Origin of the sequence: Rhizobium sp. BK377 (genome assembly GCF_014193935.1) — a bacterium.
Taxonomy (GTDB): domain Bacteria; phylum Pseudomonadota; class Alphaproteobacteria; order Rhizobiales; family Rhizobiaceae; genus Rhizobium.
Map to the genome: position 1 here is coordinate 260,039 of NZ_JACIAC010000005.1, position 14,497 is coordinate 274,535.

General features: G+C 60.2%; 13 protein-coding genes and 1 riboswitch. Of the genes, 2 read left to right on the forward strand and 11 right to left on the reverse strand.

Annotation, left to right across the window (positions count from 1 at the left end):
• Positions 1–11 precede the first annotated feature (11 nt).
• The 5 genes from nagA to metA form a co-directional block, all read right to left on the reverse strand.
• Positions 12–1,163, reverse strand: a complete 1,152-nt coding sequence (gene nagA / locus FHT92_RS20890; protein ID WP_183749832.1) for an N-acetylglucosamine-6-phosphate deacetylase — start codon at positions 1,161–1,163, stop codon at positions 12–14.
• Complete coding sequence (locus FHT92_RS20895) at positions 1,163–2,194, reverse strand: SIS domain-containing protein (protein WP_183828912.1); 1,032 nt, start codon at positions 2,192–2,194, stop codon at positions 1,163–1,165. The genes nagA and FHT92_RS20895 overlap by 1 nt, the downstream gene beginning before the upstream one ends.
• Positions 2,191–2,964 (reverse strand): GntR family transcriptional regulator, encoded by a 774-nt coding sequence (locus FHT92_RS20900; protein WP_183749830.1) that lies wholly within the window; start codon positions 2,962–2,964, stop codon positions 2,191–2,193. Before FHT92_RS20900 ends, FHT92_RS20895 begins: the two co-directional genes overlap by 4 nt.
• A 115-nt stretch (positions 2,965–3,079) precedes the next feature.
• Positions 3,080–4,102 carry an aldose epimerase family protein gene (locus FHT92_RS20905; protein WP_183828915.1) on the reverse strand — a complete coding sequence of 341 codons (1,023 nt, stop codon included), beginning with the start codon at positions 4,100–4,102 and terminating at the stop codon, positions 3,080–3,082.
• A 149-nt stretch (positions 4,103–4,251) separates the two neighbouring features.
• Complete coding sequence (metA, locus tag FHT92_RS20910; RefSeq protein ID WP_183828918.1) at positions 4,252–5,166, reverse strand: homoserine O-succinyltransferase; 915 nt, start codon at positions 5,164–5,166, stop codon at positions 4,252–4,254.
• Between the two features lie 47 nt (positions 5,167–5,213).
• Positions 5,214–5,291: riboswitch (SAM riboswitch) on the reverse strand.
• Positions 5,292–5,439: 148 nt separating this feature from the next.
• Between metA and FHT92_RS20915 the strand changes: the two genes are divergently transcribed.
• Entirely contained in the window at positions 5,440–7,305 is a 1,866-nt protein-coding gene (locus tag FHT92_RS20915) for an ABC transporter ATP-binding protein/permease (RefSeq protein ID WP_183828921.1), read from the forward strand.
• A 45-nt stretch (positions 7,306–7,350) separates the two neighbouring features.
• On the opposite strand, the gene FHT92_RS20920 is transcribed toward FHT92_RS20915, so the two are convergent.
• The 6 genes from FHT92_RS20920 to FHT92_RS20945 form a co-directional block, all read right to left on the reverse strand.
• On the reverse strand, positions 7,351–7,980 hold the full coding sequence (locus FHT92_RS20920) for a hypothetical protein (RefSeq protein ID WP_183828924.1): 630 nt from the start codon (positions 7,978–7,980) through the stop codon (positions 7,351–7,353).
• Positions 7,981–8,146: 166 nt separating this feature from the next.
• Entirely contained in the window at positions 8,147–8,545 is a 399-nt protein-coding gene (locus FHT92_RS20925; protein WP_183828926.1) for a VOC family protein, read from the reverse strand.
• Positions 8,546–8,649: 104 nt separating this feature from the next.
• Positions 8,650–10,470 (reverse strand): ABC-F family ATP-binding cassette domain-containing protein, encoded by a 1,821-nt coding sequence (locus tag FHT92_RS20930; protein ID WP_183828929.1) that lies wholly within the window; start codon positions 10,468–10,470, stop codon positions 8,650–8,652.
• 3 nt (positions 10,471–10,473) lie between these two features.
• Positions 10,474–11,130 (reverse strand): thiamine diphosphokinase, encoded by a 657-nt coding sequence (locus FHT92_RS20935; RefSeq protein WP_246735524.1) that lies wholly within the window; start codon positions 11,128–11,130, stop codon positions 10,474–10,476.
• A gap of 121 nt (positions 11,131–11,251) precedes the next feature.
• Complete coding sequence (locus tag FHT92_RS20940) at positions 11,252–11,926, reverse strand: OmpW/AlkL family protein (protein ID WP_183828935.1); 675 nt, start codon at positions 11,924–11,926, stop codon at positions 11,252–11,254.
• A 92-nt stretch (positions 11,927–12,018) separates the two neighbouring features.
• Positions 12,019–12,543 carry a MarR family winged helix-turn-helix transcriptional regulator gene (locus tag FHT92_RS20945; protein ID WP_183828938.1) on the reverse strand — a complete coding sequence of 175 codons (525 nt, stop codon included), beginning with the start codon at positions 12,541–12,543 and terminating at the stop codon, positions 12,019–12,021.
• 115 nt (positions 12,544–12,658) lie between these two features.
• Between FHT92_RS20945 and FHT92_RS20950 the strand changes: the two genes are divergently transcribed.
• Entirely contained in the window at positions 12,659–14,200 is a 1,542-nt protein-coding gene (locus FHT92_RS20950) for an MDR family MFS transporter (protein WP_183828941.1), read from the forward strand.
• The last annotated feature ends 297 nt before the right edge of the window (positions 14,201–14,497 follow it).

The window sequence follows — 14,497 nt, forward strand, 5'->3', positions numbered from 1 at the left end:
GCCACTCTCCTTCACACCGCTTCGCCGTTCAGCCAGGTCGCTGTCACTTCGATCGCATCGGTGAAATGGACGAGATCGGCGCGCGCGCCTGGCGAAAGGTGGCCGCGATCAGTAAACTTCAGGAAGCGCGCCGGATAGAGCGTCGCCATCCTCAGTGCCTCGGCAAGCGTCAGCTCCAGATAGGTGACGCCGTAACGGATCGTCGAAGCCATATCGACATCCGAACCCGCCAGCGTGCCATCCGACAGCACGAGTTTGGAGCAGAAGCCGCCCCTTTCGCGCCGCACGGTGCGGCCGTTCAGCGTGAACGTATCCATCTCGGAGCCGACCAGCGACATGGCGTCGGTCACAAAGAAAAGCTTGCCCTCGCCGCGCTTGGCACGCAGCGCCGTGCGCAACGCCTTCGGATCGACGTGATGGCCGTCGGCGATGATGCCGCACCAGACCGCCGGATGATCGATCGCCGCACCAACGAGGCCCGGCGCGCGGTGCGCCAGCTGGCTCATGGCGTTGAAAAGATGCGTCACACCCCGTGCACCTGCATCGAAACGCGCCTCGGCTGCCTCGCTCGTGCAGTCCGAATGGCCGATACTGACGATGACGCCGGCTTCGCTGAGTTCGCGCACCTGAGAAACCGTCACTTGCTCCGCCGCCATGGTGACGAGCAGTGTGCCGATTTCCTCGCGCGCGGCGATGAAGGATTTGACATCCCTGTCCTCGACCGGACGCATCAACTCGGCGAGATGGGCGCCCTTGCGGGCCGGGGCCAGATGCGGACCTTCGAGATGCAGGCCTGCGACGCCGCGGTTCGTCTTCACCGCAATCTTTGCCGCCTCGATCGCTGCAGCCGTCGCTTCTGCCGTATCGGTAATCAGCGTCGGCAGCAGCGCCGTCGTTCCGTACGGCCGATGTCCGTCGGCAATCATGTACATCGAGTCCGGTGACGGCTCGTCGTTCAGCATGCGGCCACCGCCGCCATTGACCTGCGCATCGATGAAGCCGGCAGACAGCACACCTCCGGCAAGAGTTACGACCTCGCCGTCGGGCAGATCATTCGTGCCGACGATTGCCTCGACATGTCCGCCCTTGACGATCAGCGCCCGCTCGTCATGAAAGCGCTCGCCGTCGAAAATCCGTGCGCCGGTGAAGATCTTGCGCGTCATCAGACAGTCTCCGTCACCTTGAGCAGATTTGCCGGCTTGTCCGGATCGAAACCCTTGCGGCGAGTGACGGACTCGATCAGTCGATAATAGACGAGCAGCGAAACCAGGGGATCGATAAGGCCATTGCCTGTTGTCGGAACCTGCAGATTGACGCCGGCAAGCGGCTTCGTCGAGAAGGGCACGGTCGTAGCGCCGAGCTTCTGAAGCCGGTCGAGTGCCTTCACGTTGTTGTCGAAGGCCGCATCTTCAGGCACGAAGCCGACGATCGGGAAGCCCGGCTGCACCAGACGCATCGGGCCGTGCATCAGTTCCGCAAGAGAGAAGGCTTCCGCATGGAGGCCGGCAGTCTCCTTGGCCTTCAGCGCAGCTTCGAGAGCAATGGCGAAAGCGGTGCCGCGGCCGCCGGTATAGAGCGAGGCGGCGTTGAACAGAACCTCCTCGGCAGCAGCCGTATCGATGCCCGATGTCGCAGCGAGTGCGGCCGGCAGTTTTTCGAGCGCCGCCTGCAGATCGGCCTTGCTGCCTATCGCAGCCGTCACGCCGGTGAGGGCGGCGACAGATGCAATGAAGGACTTGGTTGCTGCAACGCTCTTTTCGGCGCCGGCATTGAGGCCGAGGACGATATCGGCTTGTTTCGCAAGGGGGCTGTCTGTGACATTGACCACGGCAATCGTCGTTGCGCCGCCCTTCTTGGCCGCATCCTGCAGCGCCACGATGTCAGGGCTCGCGCCCGACTGGGAAACGGTGAAATGGATGCCGCCCTTCAGATGCAGGGGCGCGTTATAAACTGAGGCGATAGACGGGCCTATCGAAGCCACCGGCACGCCACAGGTGATCTCGAACAGATATTTGAAGAAGGTCGCGGCGTGATCGGACGAACCGCGCGCAGCCGTCGTCACAACGGACGGGCGGGCGGACGAGAACAGCCGGGCTATTTCTGCGAAGACCGGCTTTTCCTTTTCGAGCAGGGTAGCGACCACGTCGGGCGATTGGCCCGCCTCCTGCAGCATCAACGACTGGTTCTCACTCATAGGTCATCTCCAATTCTCAGTTCGGCGACGAAATCATAAGCGTCACCACGATAATGCGAGCGGGTGTATTCAACGACACGCTGGTCTTCCAGGCGTGAAACGCGTTCGATCAGAAGCGCCGGCGCACCGGCCTTGACGTCGAGGATAGCCGCCGATGAGGGATCGAGCGTGACGGCGGTCAGGCGCTGCATAGCGCGCACCGGCTTGTGGCCGCTCTGGGCAAGCGCGTCATACAGCGAGCCCTCGCCGCCGGCATCCTCGCCGAGAAACTTGACCGGCACGACGGCGCGTTCGATGGCGAGGGGCAGCCCGTCGGCCAGACGAAGGCGGTCGAGCCGGAGCACAGGCTCATCGACACCGAGACCGAGCAGGAAGGATTCTTCTGGAGACGGATTGTTGATGGTACGCGACAGGATCTTCGCCGCCGGCGAGCGGCCGCGTGAGCGCATGTCCGCCGAGAAGGAGGAAAGCCGCCATAGCGACTGCTCCATGCGCTCCACCCTGCTGGAAACGAAAGTGCCGCTGCCGTGGCGCGATTCCAGCGCCCCTGATGTCATGAGATTGCGATAGGCTGTCCGAACCGTCACGCGTCCAAGCTTCAGGGCCTCCGCCAGATCGCGTTCGCCGGGCAGCGCTGTTCCGGGCTTCAAGAGGCCCTCCTGAATGAGACCCGTGAGCGCAACAGCCAGCCGCTTGTAAAGCGGCCCCGTTGCCGCCTCATCGCGCAGCCCACGGCCATTCAGTTCCGCTATCAGACTGGTTCTATCCATGGACGCATAATAGAACCTATTTAGAACCAATCGGCAAGCCGGATTCGCTTCAACAAAAAGAAAACCCTCGCGATACGTTGCGAGGGTTTCATCGATCCTGACAGGATAGCTGAACTCAGTTCTTCATGAAGATGTAATCCGTTTCCTGCCGCAGTACCTCACCTGGACGCAGAACCGCGTTCGGAAAATCAGCGTGATTGATAGCATCGGGCCAGATCTGCGTTTCCAGGCAGAAGCCGGCGAACGGGCCATATTTGCGGCCGTCGAGACCCGGCACCGGCACAGCGAGCTTGAAGCCGGCGTAGAACTGTACGCCTGGCTCAGTCGTACGCACTTCCAGCGAGACGCCGGAATGCAGGCTGCGGGCAAGTATGACGGAGCGCTTGGCCGTGCGCTCATTCGAAAAGCAGAAATTGTGGTCGTAAAGCGCCTGCTCCTGCCCGGCGAAACGCTTCATCGGCGCCATCGCGCGGAAATCGAACGCGGTGCCCTCGACAGAGCGAATCTCGCCGGTCGGTATCTGCTTCTCATCCGTCGGCAGGTAGTGGTCGGCGGCGATCATGATGTCATGCGCCAGCGCGTCCTCCCGGCCATCGAGATTGAAATAGGAGTGCTGGCAGACATTGGCGATCGTCGGCTGGTCCGTCACCGTCTCGTAGTTGACGGATAGCTCGCCATTGCCATGCACCCGGTAGGTCGCCTGGATCGTGCAGTTGCCGGGATAACCGGCGCGGCCATCGGGATCGACGATCTTCAGTACGACACGGTCGGTCTCGTGCTCGACGATCGTCCAGACGAGCGTACCGATATTATTGCTGCCGCCGTGAAGATGCGTGACGCCCTTCTCGTTCAGTTCGAGCTGATAGTCCTTGCCGTCAAGCCTGAACTTGCCGTCGCCAATCCGGTTGGCACAGCGTCCCGGCGTCGCGCCGAAGAAAGGCGAATGAGCGAGGTAGCTCGCGAAATCCTCGAAACCGAGTACCAGCGGCGCATCATGCCCTTCGAGCCTGATATCCTGGATGACCGCGCCCCAGCTCAACACCTTGACCGTCAGTCCGCCTCCGCGGATGACGACGCGATGGACGGCCTCTCCATCCTTCGTCTGTCCGAAAACTTCCCGTTCCAATTTATCCGCCATGATCGACGCTCACTCCATCCCTAGAATTCAGGAACCGGAACCTGCCCCCATTCGCCGCAAACCGCAACCGGGCAGGGCCGGAAAACAAAATGCCGTCGCAGAAATGCGACGGCATCATTTCTAAACAGGACCGGCGACGCTCAGATGTCCTAGCCGATCTCTTCGATATCGTAGGGCGTTGTCTGGTAGATCTCGTTGATCCAGTTGCCGAAAAGCAGATGCGCGTGGCTTCGCCAGCGGTTCTGGGGCGCGAGCGCCGGATCGTTATGCGGGAAGTAGTTGTGCGGCATTTTGATCGGCACGCCGGCATTCACGTCGCGGAAATATTCGTCCGAAAGGGACGTGGAATCATATTCGACGTGATTAAAGATATAAAGCCGCCGGCCCTTCGGCTCGTGGACGAGGCAGACGCCCATCTCGCTCGATTCCATAAGGATCTCGAGGCCGTCGACCTTCTCTATGTCGGCCCGGCGAACCTCGGTCCAGCGCGACACCGGGACCTCGAAATTGTCGGAGAAACCGTTGAGATAAACGGAGGAGGGCTTGAGATTATTGTGCCGGTAAACGCCGAAAGCCTTTTCCTTCAGTTCATACTTCGGCACGCCGTGGAAGTGATAAATCCCCGCCATCGCGCCCCAGCAGACATTCATGGTCGAATGAACGTTTGTCTGCGTCCAGTCGAAAATCTGCTGCATTTCCTTCCAATAAGTGACGTCTTCGTAGGGCAGCGTCTCGATCGGCGCGCCCGTGATGATGAAGCCATCGAACTTGCGGTGCTTCACTTCCTCCCAGGTCTGGTAGAAGGCGAGCAGGTGTTCTTCAGACGTATTCTTGGCCTTGTGGTTGCCGACACGGACCAGCGAAAATTCCACCTGCAGCGGCGAAGCGCCCACCAGGCGCGCCATCTGCACTTCGGTCTTGATCTTGTTCGGCATGAGGTTGAGCAGCCCGATCTGCAGCGGTCGGATATCCTGACGGATCGCCACCGTTTCGGTCATCACCCGCACACCCTCGTTCACAAGGGTTTCGAAGGCAGGCAGCGTATCGGGGATCTTGATGGGCATTGCGGTCAACTCGATCAAAATAAAAAACCGGCGGCGAAAGAATCGCTACCGGTCCGCACGCGGCCCTTTAGCGACTTATTTAACGTGGCTGCAAGCCGGCCGGCCAAATCACCACGAGGCGTCTTAAATAGCGCCAGTCGCGCCGCGAATCAACTGTCAATAGAGGCAGCTGCACAAGTCATCACGCTTTCTTTATGGGTGGTGGAATCTGTTGATGGACCAGTAACGCCCCCATGTTATTAATGGTGCGATGGGCGGATTTGGAAAGTTGTAATGGCAAATAGCGTAAAAGGGGGGAAGGGTATCCAGGGTCAGGACCGCGTAGGGTATGATCTAAGCCTGACATATCGGCTTGGAGTGATGTTCTCCGCATTCTGGAATTCGCAGGTCCGCGGCAAGGTCGTGGGGCTTGCGATCCTGCTTGTCCTCATCATCCTGGCGACCGCCTACGGACAGGTGATCCTCAACGAATGGAACGCCCCCTTCTACGATTCCCTTGAGCGTCGTGATCTTGGCGAGTTCTTCCGCCAGCTCGAAGTCTTCGCGATGATCGCCGGCGCGCTGTTGCTGCTCAACGTGCTGCAGGCATGGCTGAACCAGATGACGGCCCTCTACATGCGCGAAGGTCTCTCGCGCGATCTCGTCGATCAGTGGTTCAAGCGCAAGCGTGCCCTCAAGCTCTCCACCATCGGTATCATCGGCGTCAATCCCGATCAGCGCCTGCATGAAGATTCCCGCAACCTCGCCGAAAGCACCACCAACCTTGCTCTCGGTCTGTTGCAGTCGACCATCCTTCTCGTCAGCTTCATCGGCGTTTTGTGGGAGCTTTCAAGCGGCTTCATCTTTCGTATCAGTGGCTATAACTTCACAATTCCCGGCTACATGGTTTGGGCGGCAATCTTCTATGCCGCATCAGCGTCGGTCTTGAGCCAGGTCGTCGGCCGCAAGCTCGTCAAGCTCAATGCAGATCGCTTCTCCCAGGAAGCAGAGCTGCGCTTCGCTCTGATGCACGCGAACGAAAATATGCCGGCAATAACAGTGGCGCACGGCGAAGAGAACGAGCGCAAACGCATCAATGAAAATATCAGCAATGTCCTTGCCGTCATCAAGCGGCTTGCCATGGCCAATACCAATCTGACCTGGGTCTCGGCGGGTTATGGCTGGCTGGTCATCGTCATCCCGATCATCGTTGCAGCGCCCGCATACTTCTCCGGCGGACTCACCTTCGGCCAGTTGATGATGTCGGTCGGCGCTTTCAACCAAGTCAACACGGCGCTGCGCTGGTATGTCGCCAACTTCGGGCCGATTGCCGAATGGCGCGCCACGCTGATGCGTGTGACCGACTTCCGCCAGGCGCTTCAGGAGATGGATGATGGCTTCAAGTTCGAAGATGGCATTGTCTATGAGGAAACGACGCCCGATACGCTGACGCTGAAGGATGTGGTGATTGTTGCCAAGCTCGGTGAGGACATTGAAGATTGCGGCGGCTTCCGCCTGCGCGAGACGGACGTGACGATCAAGGCCGGAGAAAAGGTCATGATAAACGGCGATCACAGCGTGAACCGCCGCCTGCTCTTCCGGGCCATGGCCGGCCTTTGGCCCTCGGGGCACGGCACGATGGGTCTGCCGCCGATCGACGACATGCTGTTCATCCCGCAGGTCGCCTATGTGCCGGGCGGAACTCTGCGCGAGGCGATCGCATTTCCCGAAAAACCCGAAGACTATGACACGGCGGCCATCGAAGCCGCGCTTGAGGCTGCCGGTTTGCATTCGCTGGTCGCCCGCCTCGATAGCCGCGCGCGTTGGGACAAGCTTCTCGATGCCGATGAACAGAAGGCGATCGGCTTTGCCCGTCTGCTTCTCGTCAAGCCGCGCTGGGTCGTCTTCGACGAAGTGCTCGAAGGCATGGAGCCGGAATGGCAGCGCACGATGACGAAGCTGCTCGCTACCATGCCGGACACCGGCATGATCTATATCGGCCGTTCGGAAACCTATCTGGAAGTGCTGCACCCGCGCACACTGCATCTGCAGGCGCTGCCCTCGAATTCAGACGAAGAACCGGCAGCTTCCGTTGCAGGATCGAGCGCCCAGGCAGCCCCGTCCCGGCACTCTAGGGCAATTGCAGCAAAAACCGTATAGCGGTTTTGCCCCCGGAATTGTGTGAGAACGAAACCCCGGAAAATCTTACATCGGCGGCATCACGCCGTTGATGCCGACGGCGACCTGCGCGGCCGAGATGCTGCCATCGGCTGCCTTTTCCGCCATGACGATCACGCCGGCACCCGGCTTCAGATCGTGCTTTGTTGCCGGCGCAAAAGTAACGATCGGAGTACCCTCTGCAATCGAGATGATCTTCTCCTTACCCTGATAGATGAGCGTAATCGTGTGGCCGTCGACGGCCTTGACGGCATTGCTGACGGTCGCATTCGTCATCGAGCTGTTCGGCTGCAGGTCCCATGGACGGCTGCCTTCGCCGGTGCCCTTCATTGCGGCCGGGAATATCAGCACCTCGATCGCGCCATCGGGACCTGTGTCTTTCGGCAAGGAGGCGACACCGACGAAATCGCCGACTTTGATATCATCGACGGAAGCATTCCCGATACCGGCGACCTTCCAGCCAGACTTGAGCGCCACTGTCGCATCCCTGCCCTCGCGGGTCTTGACGGTTAGCGTGTCGCCATTGAGGCTCTCGATCGTACCACGCACCCGCACGCGCTGGTTTTCCTGCGCACGCGCCGCCTGCGAAAGGCCGAGCACGACGAAGCTGCCGGCGGCAAGCGCGATGAATATTCTGGTATAGGATTTGCGAGGCATGTGACTCTTCCTTATTGCCATTGATCGGCAAGATCCCCCCGCTGCCGGAGTGGCACCCTATGCCTCATGACACGGCACGAGCGAATCAAGGAAAAGTGAGGAAAGCGAACTCCGACAATCCAATTCCGGGCGCCGGGAGTCCGCGAATGACCTTTAGAAAATTGGCTCAACCGGCAGCAGACATGTCCATGTACATGATTTCCCAGACATGACCGTCGAGGTCCTGGAAGCTACATCCATACATCGGCGCCATATCGAGGGTCGGCTTCCAGGGTTTGCCTCCGGCTGCCAGCGCCTTCTTCAGATAGTCGTCTACTTCGGCGCGGCTGCCTGCCGAAAGGCAGGTCAACACTTCCTTCCCTTTGGAAGTGTCGGCGATATCGCCCTCGATGAACTGCTGGAAGTGACTGTGGGACAGCAGCATCACGCAGATGTTTTCCTCGACGATCATGCAGGCGGCATCGTCGTTGGTGAAGGCGGGATTGTAAGAAAAGCCAAGCGCCGAGAAAAATTCCTTCGATTTGACGAGGTCTTTAACGGGCAGGTTTACGAAAATCATGCGCATGAAAAATCTCCGTTCTGACGTGGCGGCACCATGCCGTTGATCACGCTCGGCCCAAAGACGCAGAAAAACCACCCGATCCGACATTTCAGGAAATTTTTATAGGATCAACCTTCCAGCTCCTCACGCAGCATTTCGAGTTCCAGCCATTCCTCTTCCATCTTCGTCAGGCTTTCGCGCAGCTTCTCCATCTCGGATGCCAGCCGGTTGAAGCTCGCGGGGTCCCTAGTGAAGAGGTTCGGATCAGCCATCTTCTCCTCACGCTTGCCGATCTCCGCTTCCGCCTTGGCCATTTCCTTCGGCAGGTTTTCGAGTGCGAATTTCTGCTTGTAGGAGAGCTTGCCCTTCGAGGCGGAAGCAGTGGCCGCAGCCTCAGGCGCCTTAGGCTTTTCCGCCGCCTTCTCGGCCCTGCGGCGCTCCTCGGCCGCACCCTTGCGCTGCGCCAGCATGTCGGAATAGCCGCCGGCATATTCGATCCAGCGTCCATCAGGCGTTTCCGGATTGGCGGGCGCAATCGTCGAGGTCACCGTCCGGTCCAGGAAGTCGCGATCGTGGCTGACGAGGATGACGGTACCGGCAAAGCCTGTGACGATCTCCTGCAAGAGATCAAGCGTCTCGATGTCGAGATCGTTGGTCGGTTCGTCGAGAATGAGCAGGTTCGTCGGCCGCGACAGGATGCGCGCCAGTATCAGCCGGGCACGTTCGCCACCGGAAAGATTCTTGATCGGCGTGCGCGCCTGCTCCGGCTGGAACAGGAATTCCTTCATGTATCCGGTCACATGCCGCTGCTCGCCATTGACCAGGAGATTCTCACCGCGTCCATCCGTCAGATAATTGGCGAGCGTATCCTCGGGATTCAGATCCTCACGCTTCTGGTCGAGGGTCGCGATATCAAGATTGGTGCCGAGCTTCACCGTTCCGCTGTCGGGCGCAAGCTGGCCGGTCAGCATCTTCAGGAGCGTCGTCTTACCGGCGCCGTTCGGGCCGACGAGACCGATGCAATCGCCACGATGCACGCGGATCGAGAACGGGGCGACGATCGGCCGGTCGTCATAGCTCTTGGTGATCTTGTTGGCCTCGATCACCAGCTTGCCGGATTCCTGCGCATCGGAAGCGCTTGCCTGCACGGTTCCCTGCGGCCCTTTGTGGCCACGATACTGCGAACGCATCGTCTGCAGCTCGCCGAGTCGGCGCATATTGCGTTTGCGTCGTGCCGTCACGCCATAACGCAGCCAGTGCTCCTCACGCTCGATCGCCTTGCCGAGTTTGTGCTGTTCCAGCTCTTCCGCTTCCAGCACCTGATCGCGCCAGGCTTCGAAAAACGCAAAGCTCTTGTCGAGCCGACGGGACGTGCCTCGGTCGAGCCAGACGGTCGCCGTCGAGACCTTTTCGAGGAAGCGGCGGTCGTGCGAGATCAACACCAGCGCACTGCGCGTCTTCTGCAATTCGCCTTCCAGCCATTCGATGGTCGGCAGGTCGAGATGGTTGGTTGGCTCGTCGAGCAGCAGAATGTCGGGCTCCGGCGCCAGTACGCGCGCAAGCGCCGCGCGGCGCGCCTCGCCACCGGACAGGTTATTCGGATTCTCTTCGCCGGTGAGCCCCAGATGGGAGAGCAAGTAAGTGACGCGATAGGGATCGTCGCCCGGTCCGAGTCCGGCTTCCGCATAGGCCTGCACGGTCTCGAAGCCGGCAAAATCCGGCGCCTGCTCCAGATAGCGCACCGTGGACGCTGGATGGCGGAAGACCTCACCCGACTGCGCGTCGACGAGGCCGGCGGCGATCTTGAGAAGCGTCGATTTGCCCGAGCCGTTGCGGCCGACAAGACAGATCTTGTCGCCGGGCTCGACCTGCAGGGCAGCGCCTGCCAGGAGCGGCGTGCCGCCGAAGCTCAGGAAAATGTCGTCGAGTTTCAGAATGGGTGGCGCCAAGTATCAGACTCCGGAAAGATCATAGGGCCGCGCGAGCACGATGGCCCTGCCGCTGGCAAGCGAGAAGCGCACGGGGCCTTCCGCCACATTGGAAATGGTGCGCGACGAGCCGAAGGGCAAATCGAAGTCGGCGAGCGGATAGCGGGCATTTTCGATGAACAGGCCACGCAGCTCGCTTAAGCCTGGCACGGAAAACAGACTGCCCGGCGGAAGATCGATCTGCAGCGAGCCAGGGAGCAAGGGCACAGCCTCCTCTTTGCCCGAGGTCAGCAGCATGTCGAAGCCTTCTTCCGCCAGCTCCACGGCGTACAGCAAGTGCTGCAACGCGTGGTCGGACCGTTCGCCGCCCAGCGCACCCGCAAGGATCAAGCGCTTCGCACCACGCTCGATCGCCTCGTTAACGGCAATTTCACCATCCGTTGCAGCCTTTGCGGCTGGGTAGGGCTGACGCGGCACGTCAGGAAAAGCACCGTCGAGATGGGGTGGCGTCGAATCGAAATCGCCGACCCACAGTTCCGGCACCACGCCCAGCGCCGCGGCATGCCGCATGCCGCCGTCAGCCGCGATGAACCGGCTGTCCCGCACGGCGTCGCGCAGACGATCCGTCAGGCTGAGTGACCCGCCGAGCAGGATGGTGAAGGTGGATTGGCTCATGGGCATTGCCCATAGCGCAAACGGGGGGTGAAGGGGAAGAGGCGCCGCAGATGCTGCGCCTTCCCTCAAAGCAATTCCCGTAAAACTGTGCGGCGGTTTGCGACGGGAATTGCGTCAACCAAATGCTTTAGAAGCGATAGGTGATACCGGCACCGATCAGCCAGGGATCCAGTTTCGCCTTCCCGCTGACATCGGCACCGCCGACTGTCGCATCAAAATCCGGACGCAGGAAGATCTTCTTCACATCCATGTTCGCGCCCCAATGCTCATCGAACATGTAGTCGAAGCCGGCCTGCAGCGCGACGCCGAATGTGTTCTTCACATCGAGGCTGTCGGCGCTCTTGCCGGACTGGTTGTAGAAGACTGTATAGTTCACACCGGCACCGAGATAAGGCTGGAAGGCGCCGAAATCGGTGAAATGGTACTGCAGCGTCAGCGTCGGGGGCAGCAGCCAGGTCTTGCCGATTTCGCCAAGGCCGGCAATCGAGCCTTCGCCACGCACATTAGCATAGGTCGTGCCGAGAATGAGCTCCGCGGAAATATTGTCGGTGAAGAAATAGGAGATATCCGCTTCCGGAATCACCGTGTCCGAATAGGAAAGACCGGATTCTGAAATACCGTCGACCGAGCCGTTGTCGCGCGTGATCACGCCAAGCGCACGAAGGCGTACTTGCCATGGGCTTTGCGTGGCCATTGGCGAGCCTGCCGAAGGCGCCAGATCGGCCGAAAGCGCCGCATGCCCGAAGGATGCGAAAACGATAGCGGCAAAAATACCCTTCAGCCGAAGCGGATGATGTTTCATGCGAATCTCTCCTGATGTCGTCGAACGAGGAGAGACTTAGGCTTGCCTTGGACGGGTCGGCTTGAGCGAGATCAAACGCTCGGACTATTTTCTTAGCCCGGTGTATCCTTATCGCGGGAAAGGAAGATCGCCTCGTAGCCGCCGATAAATTTCTCGAACAGCAGCGAGAAAGTGTCGATCTCCTCCTGTGGCCAGTCCCGCACGACCTCGGAAACGAAGGCGAGTTTCTGGGCCCGGATTTCTGCCAGTAGATTCTTCCCGAGCGAAGTCATGACGACGACGATGCGCCGCGCATCCGCCTGCGAAGCCTCACGGCGCAGGACGTTGCGACCCACCATATCCGACACGACGCGGCTTGCCCTCGACGGGTCGATTCGCAGCATCTCGGCAATGGCGCCGACCGTTACCTCGCCGTTTTCCTGCGCGCGGCGCACGGCATCGAGTACGTCGAGATGGGAAAGCTCCAGATCCGGCGCCACGCTCTGGATCGCAAGGCGACCGATCAACCGGCGTCCTGTCATCATTCGCATTCGCGTCATCGCGCGGCCGATGCGGGGCACACTGTCCGAGGGATCATCAAGCTCGGTCGTTCTTGTCTTCGTCAAGGTCTCGTTCATGACGAAACCATAGCAGACCGACGCTGAAAATAAAATATGCCAATATCAGCAATGTGCCGTTGACAAATATATGACATTAGCACCTAATGTATGCATATACGAAATGGCCCATCCCATGGATATGCAACTTGCCCCCGCGCCGCTCGTGACGGATCCCCGTCGGCGGCTCATCCTCTTCTTCTTCCTGATGACCGCCATGTTCATGGCGACGCTGGATAACCAGATCGTCTCCACGGCCCTGCCGACCATCGTGGGTGAGTTTGGTCATCTCGACCGCTTCGGCTGGGTTGGTTCGGCCTATCTCTTGGCACTCAGCGCCGTCATGCCGCTTTACGGCAAGCTCGGCGATCTTTTCGGCCGCAAATATGTGATGATGACGGCGATCGCGATCTTCACGGTCGGTTCCACCGTCTGCGGTCTTGCGGTCTCAATGAACACGCTGATTGCCGCCCGTGTACTGCAGGGCTTCGGCGGCGGCGGCATCATGGTTTCGATCTTCGCCGTCAACGCCGATCTCTTCGAGCCGCGCGAACGCGCCCGCTATCAGAGTTATTCCAGTCTGGTGCTGATGGCCTCCGGTGCCATCGGCCCTGTCCTCGGCGGCACGATGAGCGATCTCTTCGGCTGGCGCTCGATCTTCCTCGTCAATGTGCCAATCGGCTTCATCGTACTTACCGGCCTCGCCTTCATGCTGCCGTACCGCAAGCCGCATCGCCGGCCGAAGATCGACTACGCCGGAGCACTCCTGCTGGCGCTGACGACAACCAGCATCGTGCTTGCTACCGACAGCAGCGAGCTTTTCGGTGCGCTGATCTCGCCGCAAAGCATTGGCATCGCCGCCGTCGGCGTGATTTGCGCCATCGCCTGGGCATTCGTCGAGCGCCGCGCGCCAGAGCCGATCGTGCCGCTGCCGCTTTTCCGCAATTCTACCTTCAGCCTGCTGCTGGTGATCTCGATCATGGGCGGTGCGATCGCTATCGGCATGGTCAATTATCTCGCACTCTTCCTGCAGACGACGACAGGTCTTTCGCCGTCGGGCGCCGGTCTGCTCTTCATTCTGCTGACAGGCGGTCTCGTCTGCGGCTCTCTGAATGCCGGCCGCATCATTTCGAAGACCGGCCGCTACAAGCCTTTTGCGATCGCCAGCATGACCTGCAGCGCCATCGCCTTTGCGCTGATCTCTCAGGTTCATGCCGGTACGCCGATAGCCTTCATCGGCGCGATCATGCTGCTGCACGGCATCGGCATCGGCCTTGCCCAGCAGGTTCCAGTCATCGGCGTTCAGAACGCCGCACCAGCCCGCGATGTGGGTGTTGCGACCGGCTCGGTGACGCTGTCGCGCATGGGCGGCGCATCGATTGCCATCTCCATCTACGGTGCGATCATCGCATCGCAGCTCGGCAGACTCGGCTCCTCCATATCGGGTGTAGCCAATCTCGAGGAACTGACGCCGAAAATGATGGCAGCACTTCCCGAAGCCAGCCGCCAGGCGGTGGCCAATGCTTACGCCTCCGCCTTCTCGCCGCTGTTCATGACCTCCTGCGGCATTGCTTTGATCGGTCTGGTCGCCGCCATCATGCTGAAGCCGGTGCAGCTCCCCCGCGCTGGCGAACAGAAGACCGGGCGGACCAACGTCGCCCCAGAGGCCGCGGAGTAAGTACGGATGCGCGCCCTCAGCGCCACCTCAATGTAGGTCACTCGACAACACTGCCATTAATTGCATTATTCGCGCGAATGTCACGCTTGCCCGCATCGGTCGCCGTTCTGACCGACTTTTTCCGCAGTGCCGTCGGAATCTGCACTCGCGATGGAACTTTCGCCATAATTTCATCGGAGCGAAAAGTGCCTCGACAGGCGAGGCATTGCCGAAATGCAACGGCGCCACATTTAGATGGAGTCTCGCTATGCAACCCATGCGGAAATCGGCTACAGCAAAGACTTGGAGCGGCCGATT

Excerpts from the sequence above, each read along its gene's own strand:
- FHT92_RS20900 (WP_183749830.1), bottom strand. The coding sequence starts at position 2,964 with ATGGATAGAACCAGTCTGATAGCGGAACTGAATGGCCGTGGGCTGCGC.
- FHT92_RS20905 (WP_183828915.1), bottom strand. The coding sequence starts at position 4,102 with ATGGCGGATAAATTGGAACGGGAAGTTTTCGGACAGACGAAGGATGGA.
- FHT92_RS20920 (WP_183828924.1), bottom strand. The coding sequence starts at position 7,980 with ATGCCTCGCAAATCCTATACCAGAATATTCATCGCGCTTGCCGCCGGC.
- nagA (WP_183749832.1), bottom strand. The coding sequence starts at position 1,163 with ATGACGCGCAAGATCTTCACCGGCGCACGGATTTTCGACGGCGAGCGC.
- FHT92_RS20925 (WP_183828926.1), bottom strand. The coding sequence starts at position 8,545 with ATGCGCATGATTTTCGTAAACCTGCCCGTTAAAGACCTCGTCAAATCG.
- FHT92_RS20945 (WP_183828938.1), bottom strand. The coding sequence starts at position 12,543 with ATGAACGAGACCTTGACGAAGACAAGAACGACCGAGCTTGATGATCCC.
- FHT92_RS20895 (WP_183828912.1), bottom strand. The coding sequence starts at position 2,194 with ATGAGTGAGAACCAGTCGTTGATGCTGCAGGAGGCGGGCCAATCGCCC.
- FHT92_RS20940 (WP_183828935.1), bottom strand. The coding sequence starts at position 11,926 with ATGAAACATCATCCGCTTCGGCTGAAGGGTATTTTTGCCGCTATCGTT.
- FHT92_RS20950 (WP_183828941.1), top strand. The coding sequence starts at position 12,659 with ATGGATATGCAACTTGCCCCCGCGCCGCTCGTGACGGATCCCCGTCGG.
- FHT92_RS20935 (WP_246735524.1), bottom strand. The coding sequence starts at position 11,130 with ATGCCCATGAGCCAATCCACCTTCACCATCCTGCTCGGCGGGTCACTC.
- FHT92_RS20915 (WP_183828921.1), top strand. The coding sequence starts at position 5,440 with ATGGCAAATAGCGTAAAAGGGGGGAAGGGTATCCAGGGTCAGGACCGC.
- metA (WP_183828918.1), bottom strand. The coding sequence starts at position 5,166 with ATGCCCATCAAGATCCCCGATACGCTGCCTGCCTTCGAAACCCTTGTG.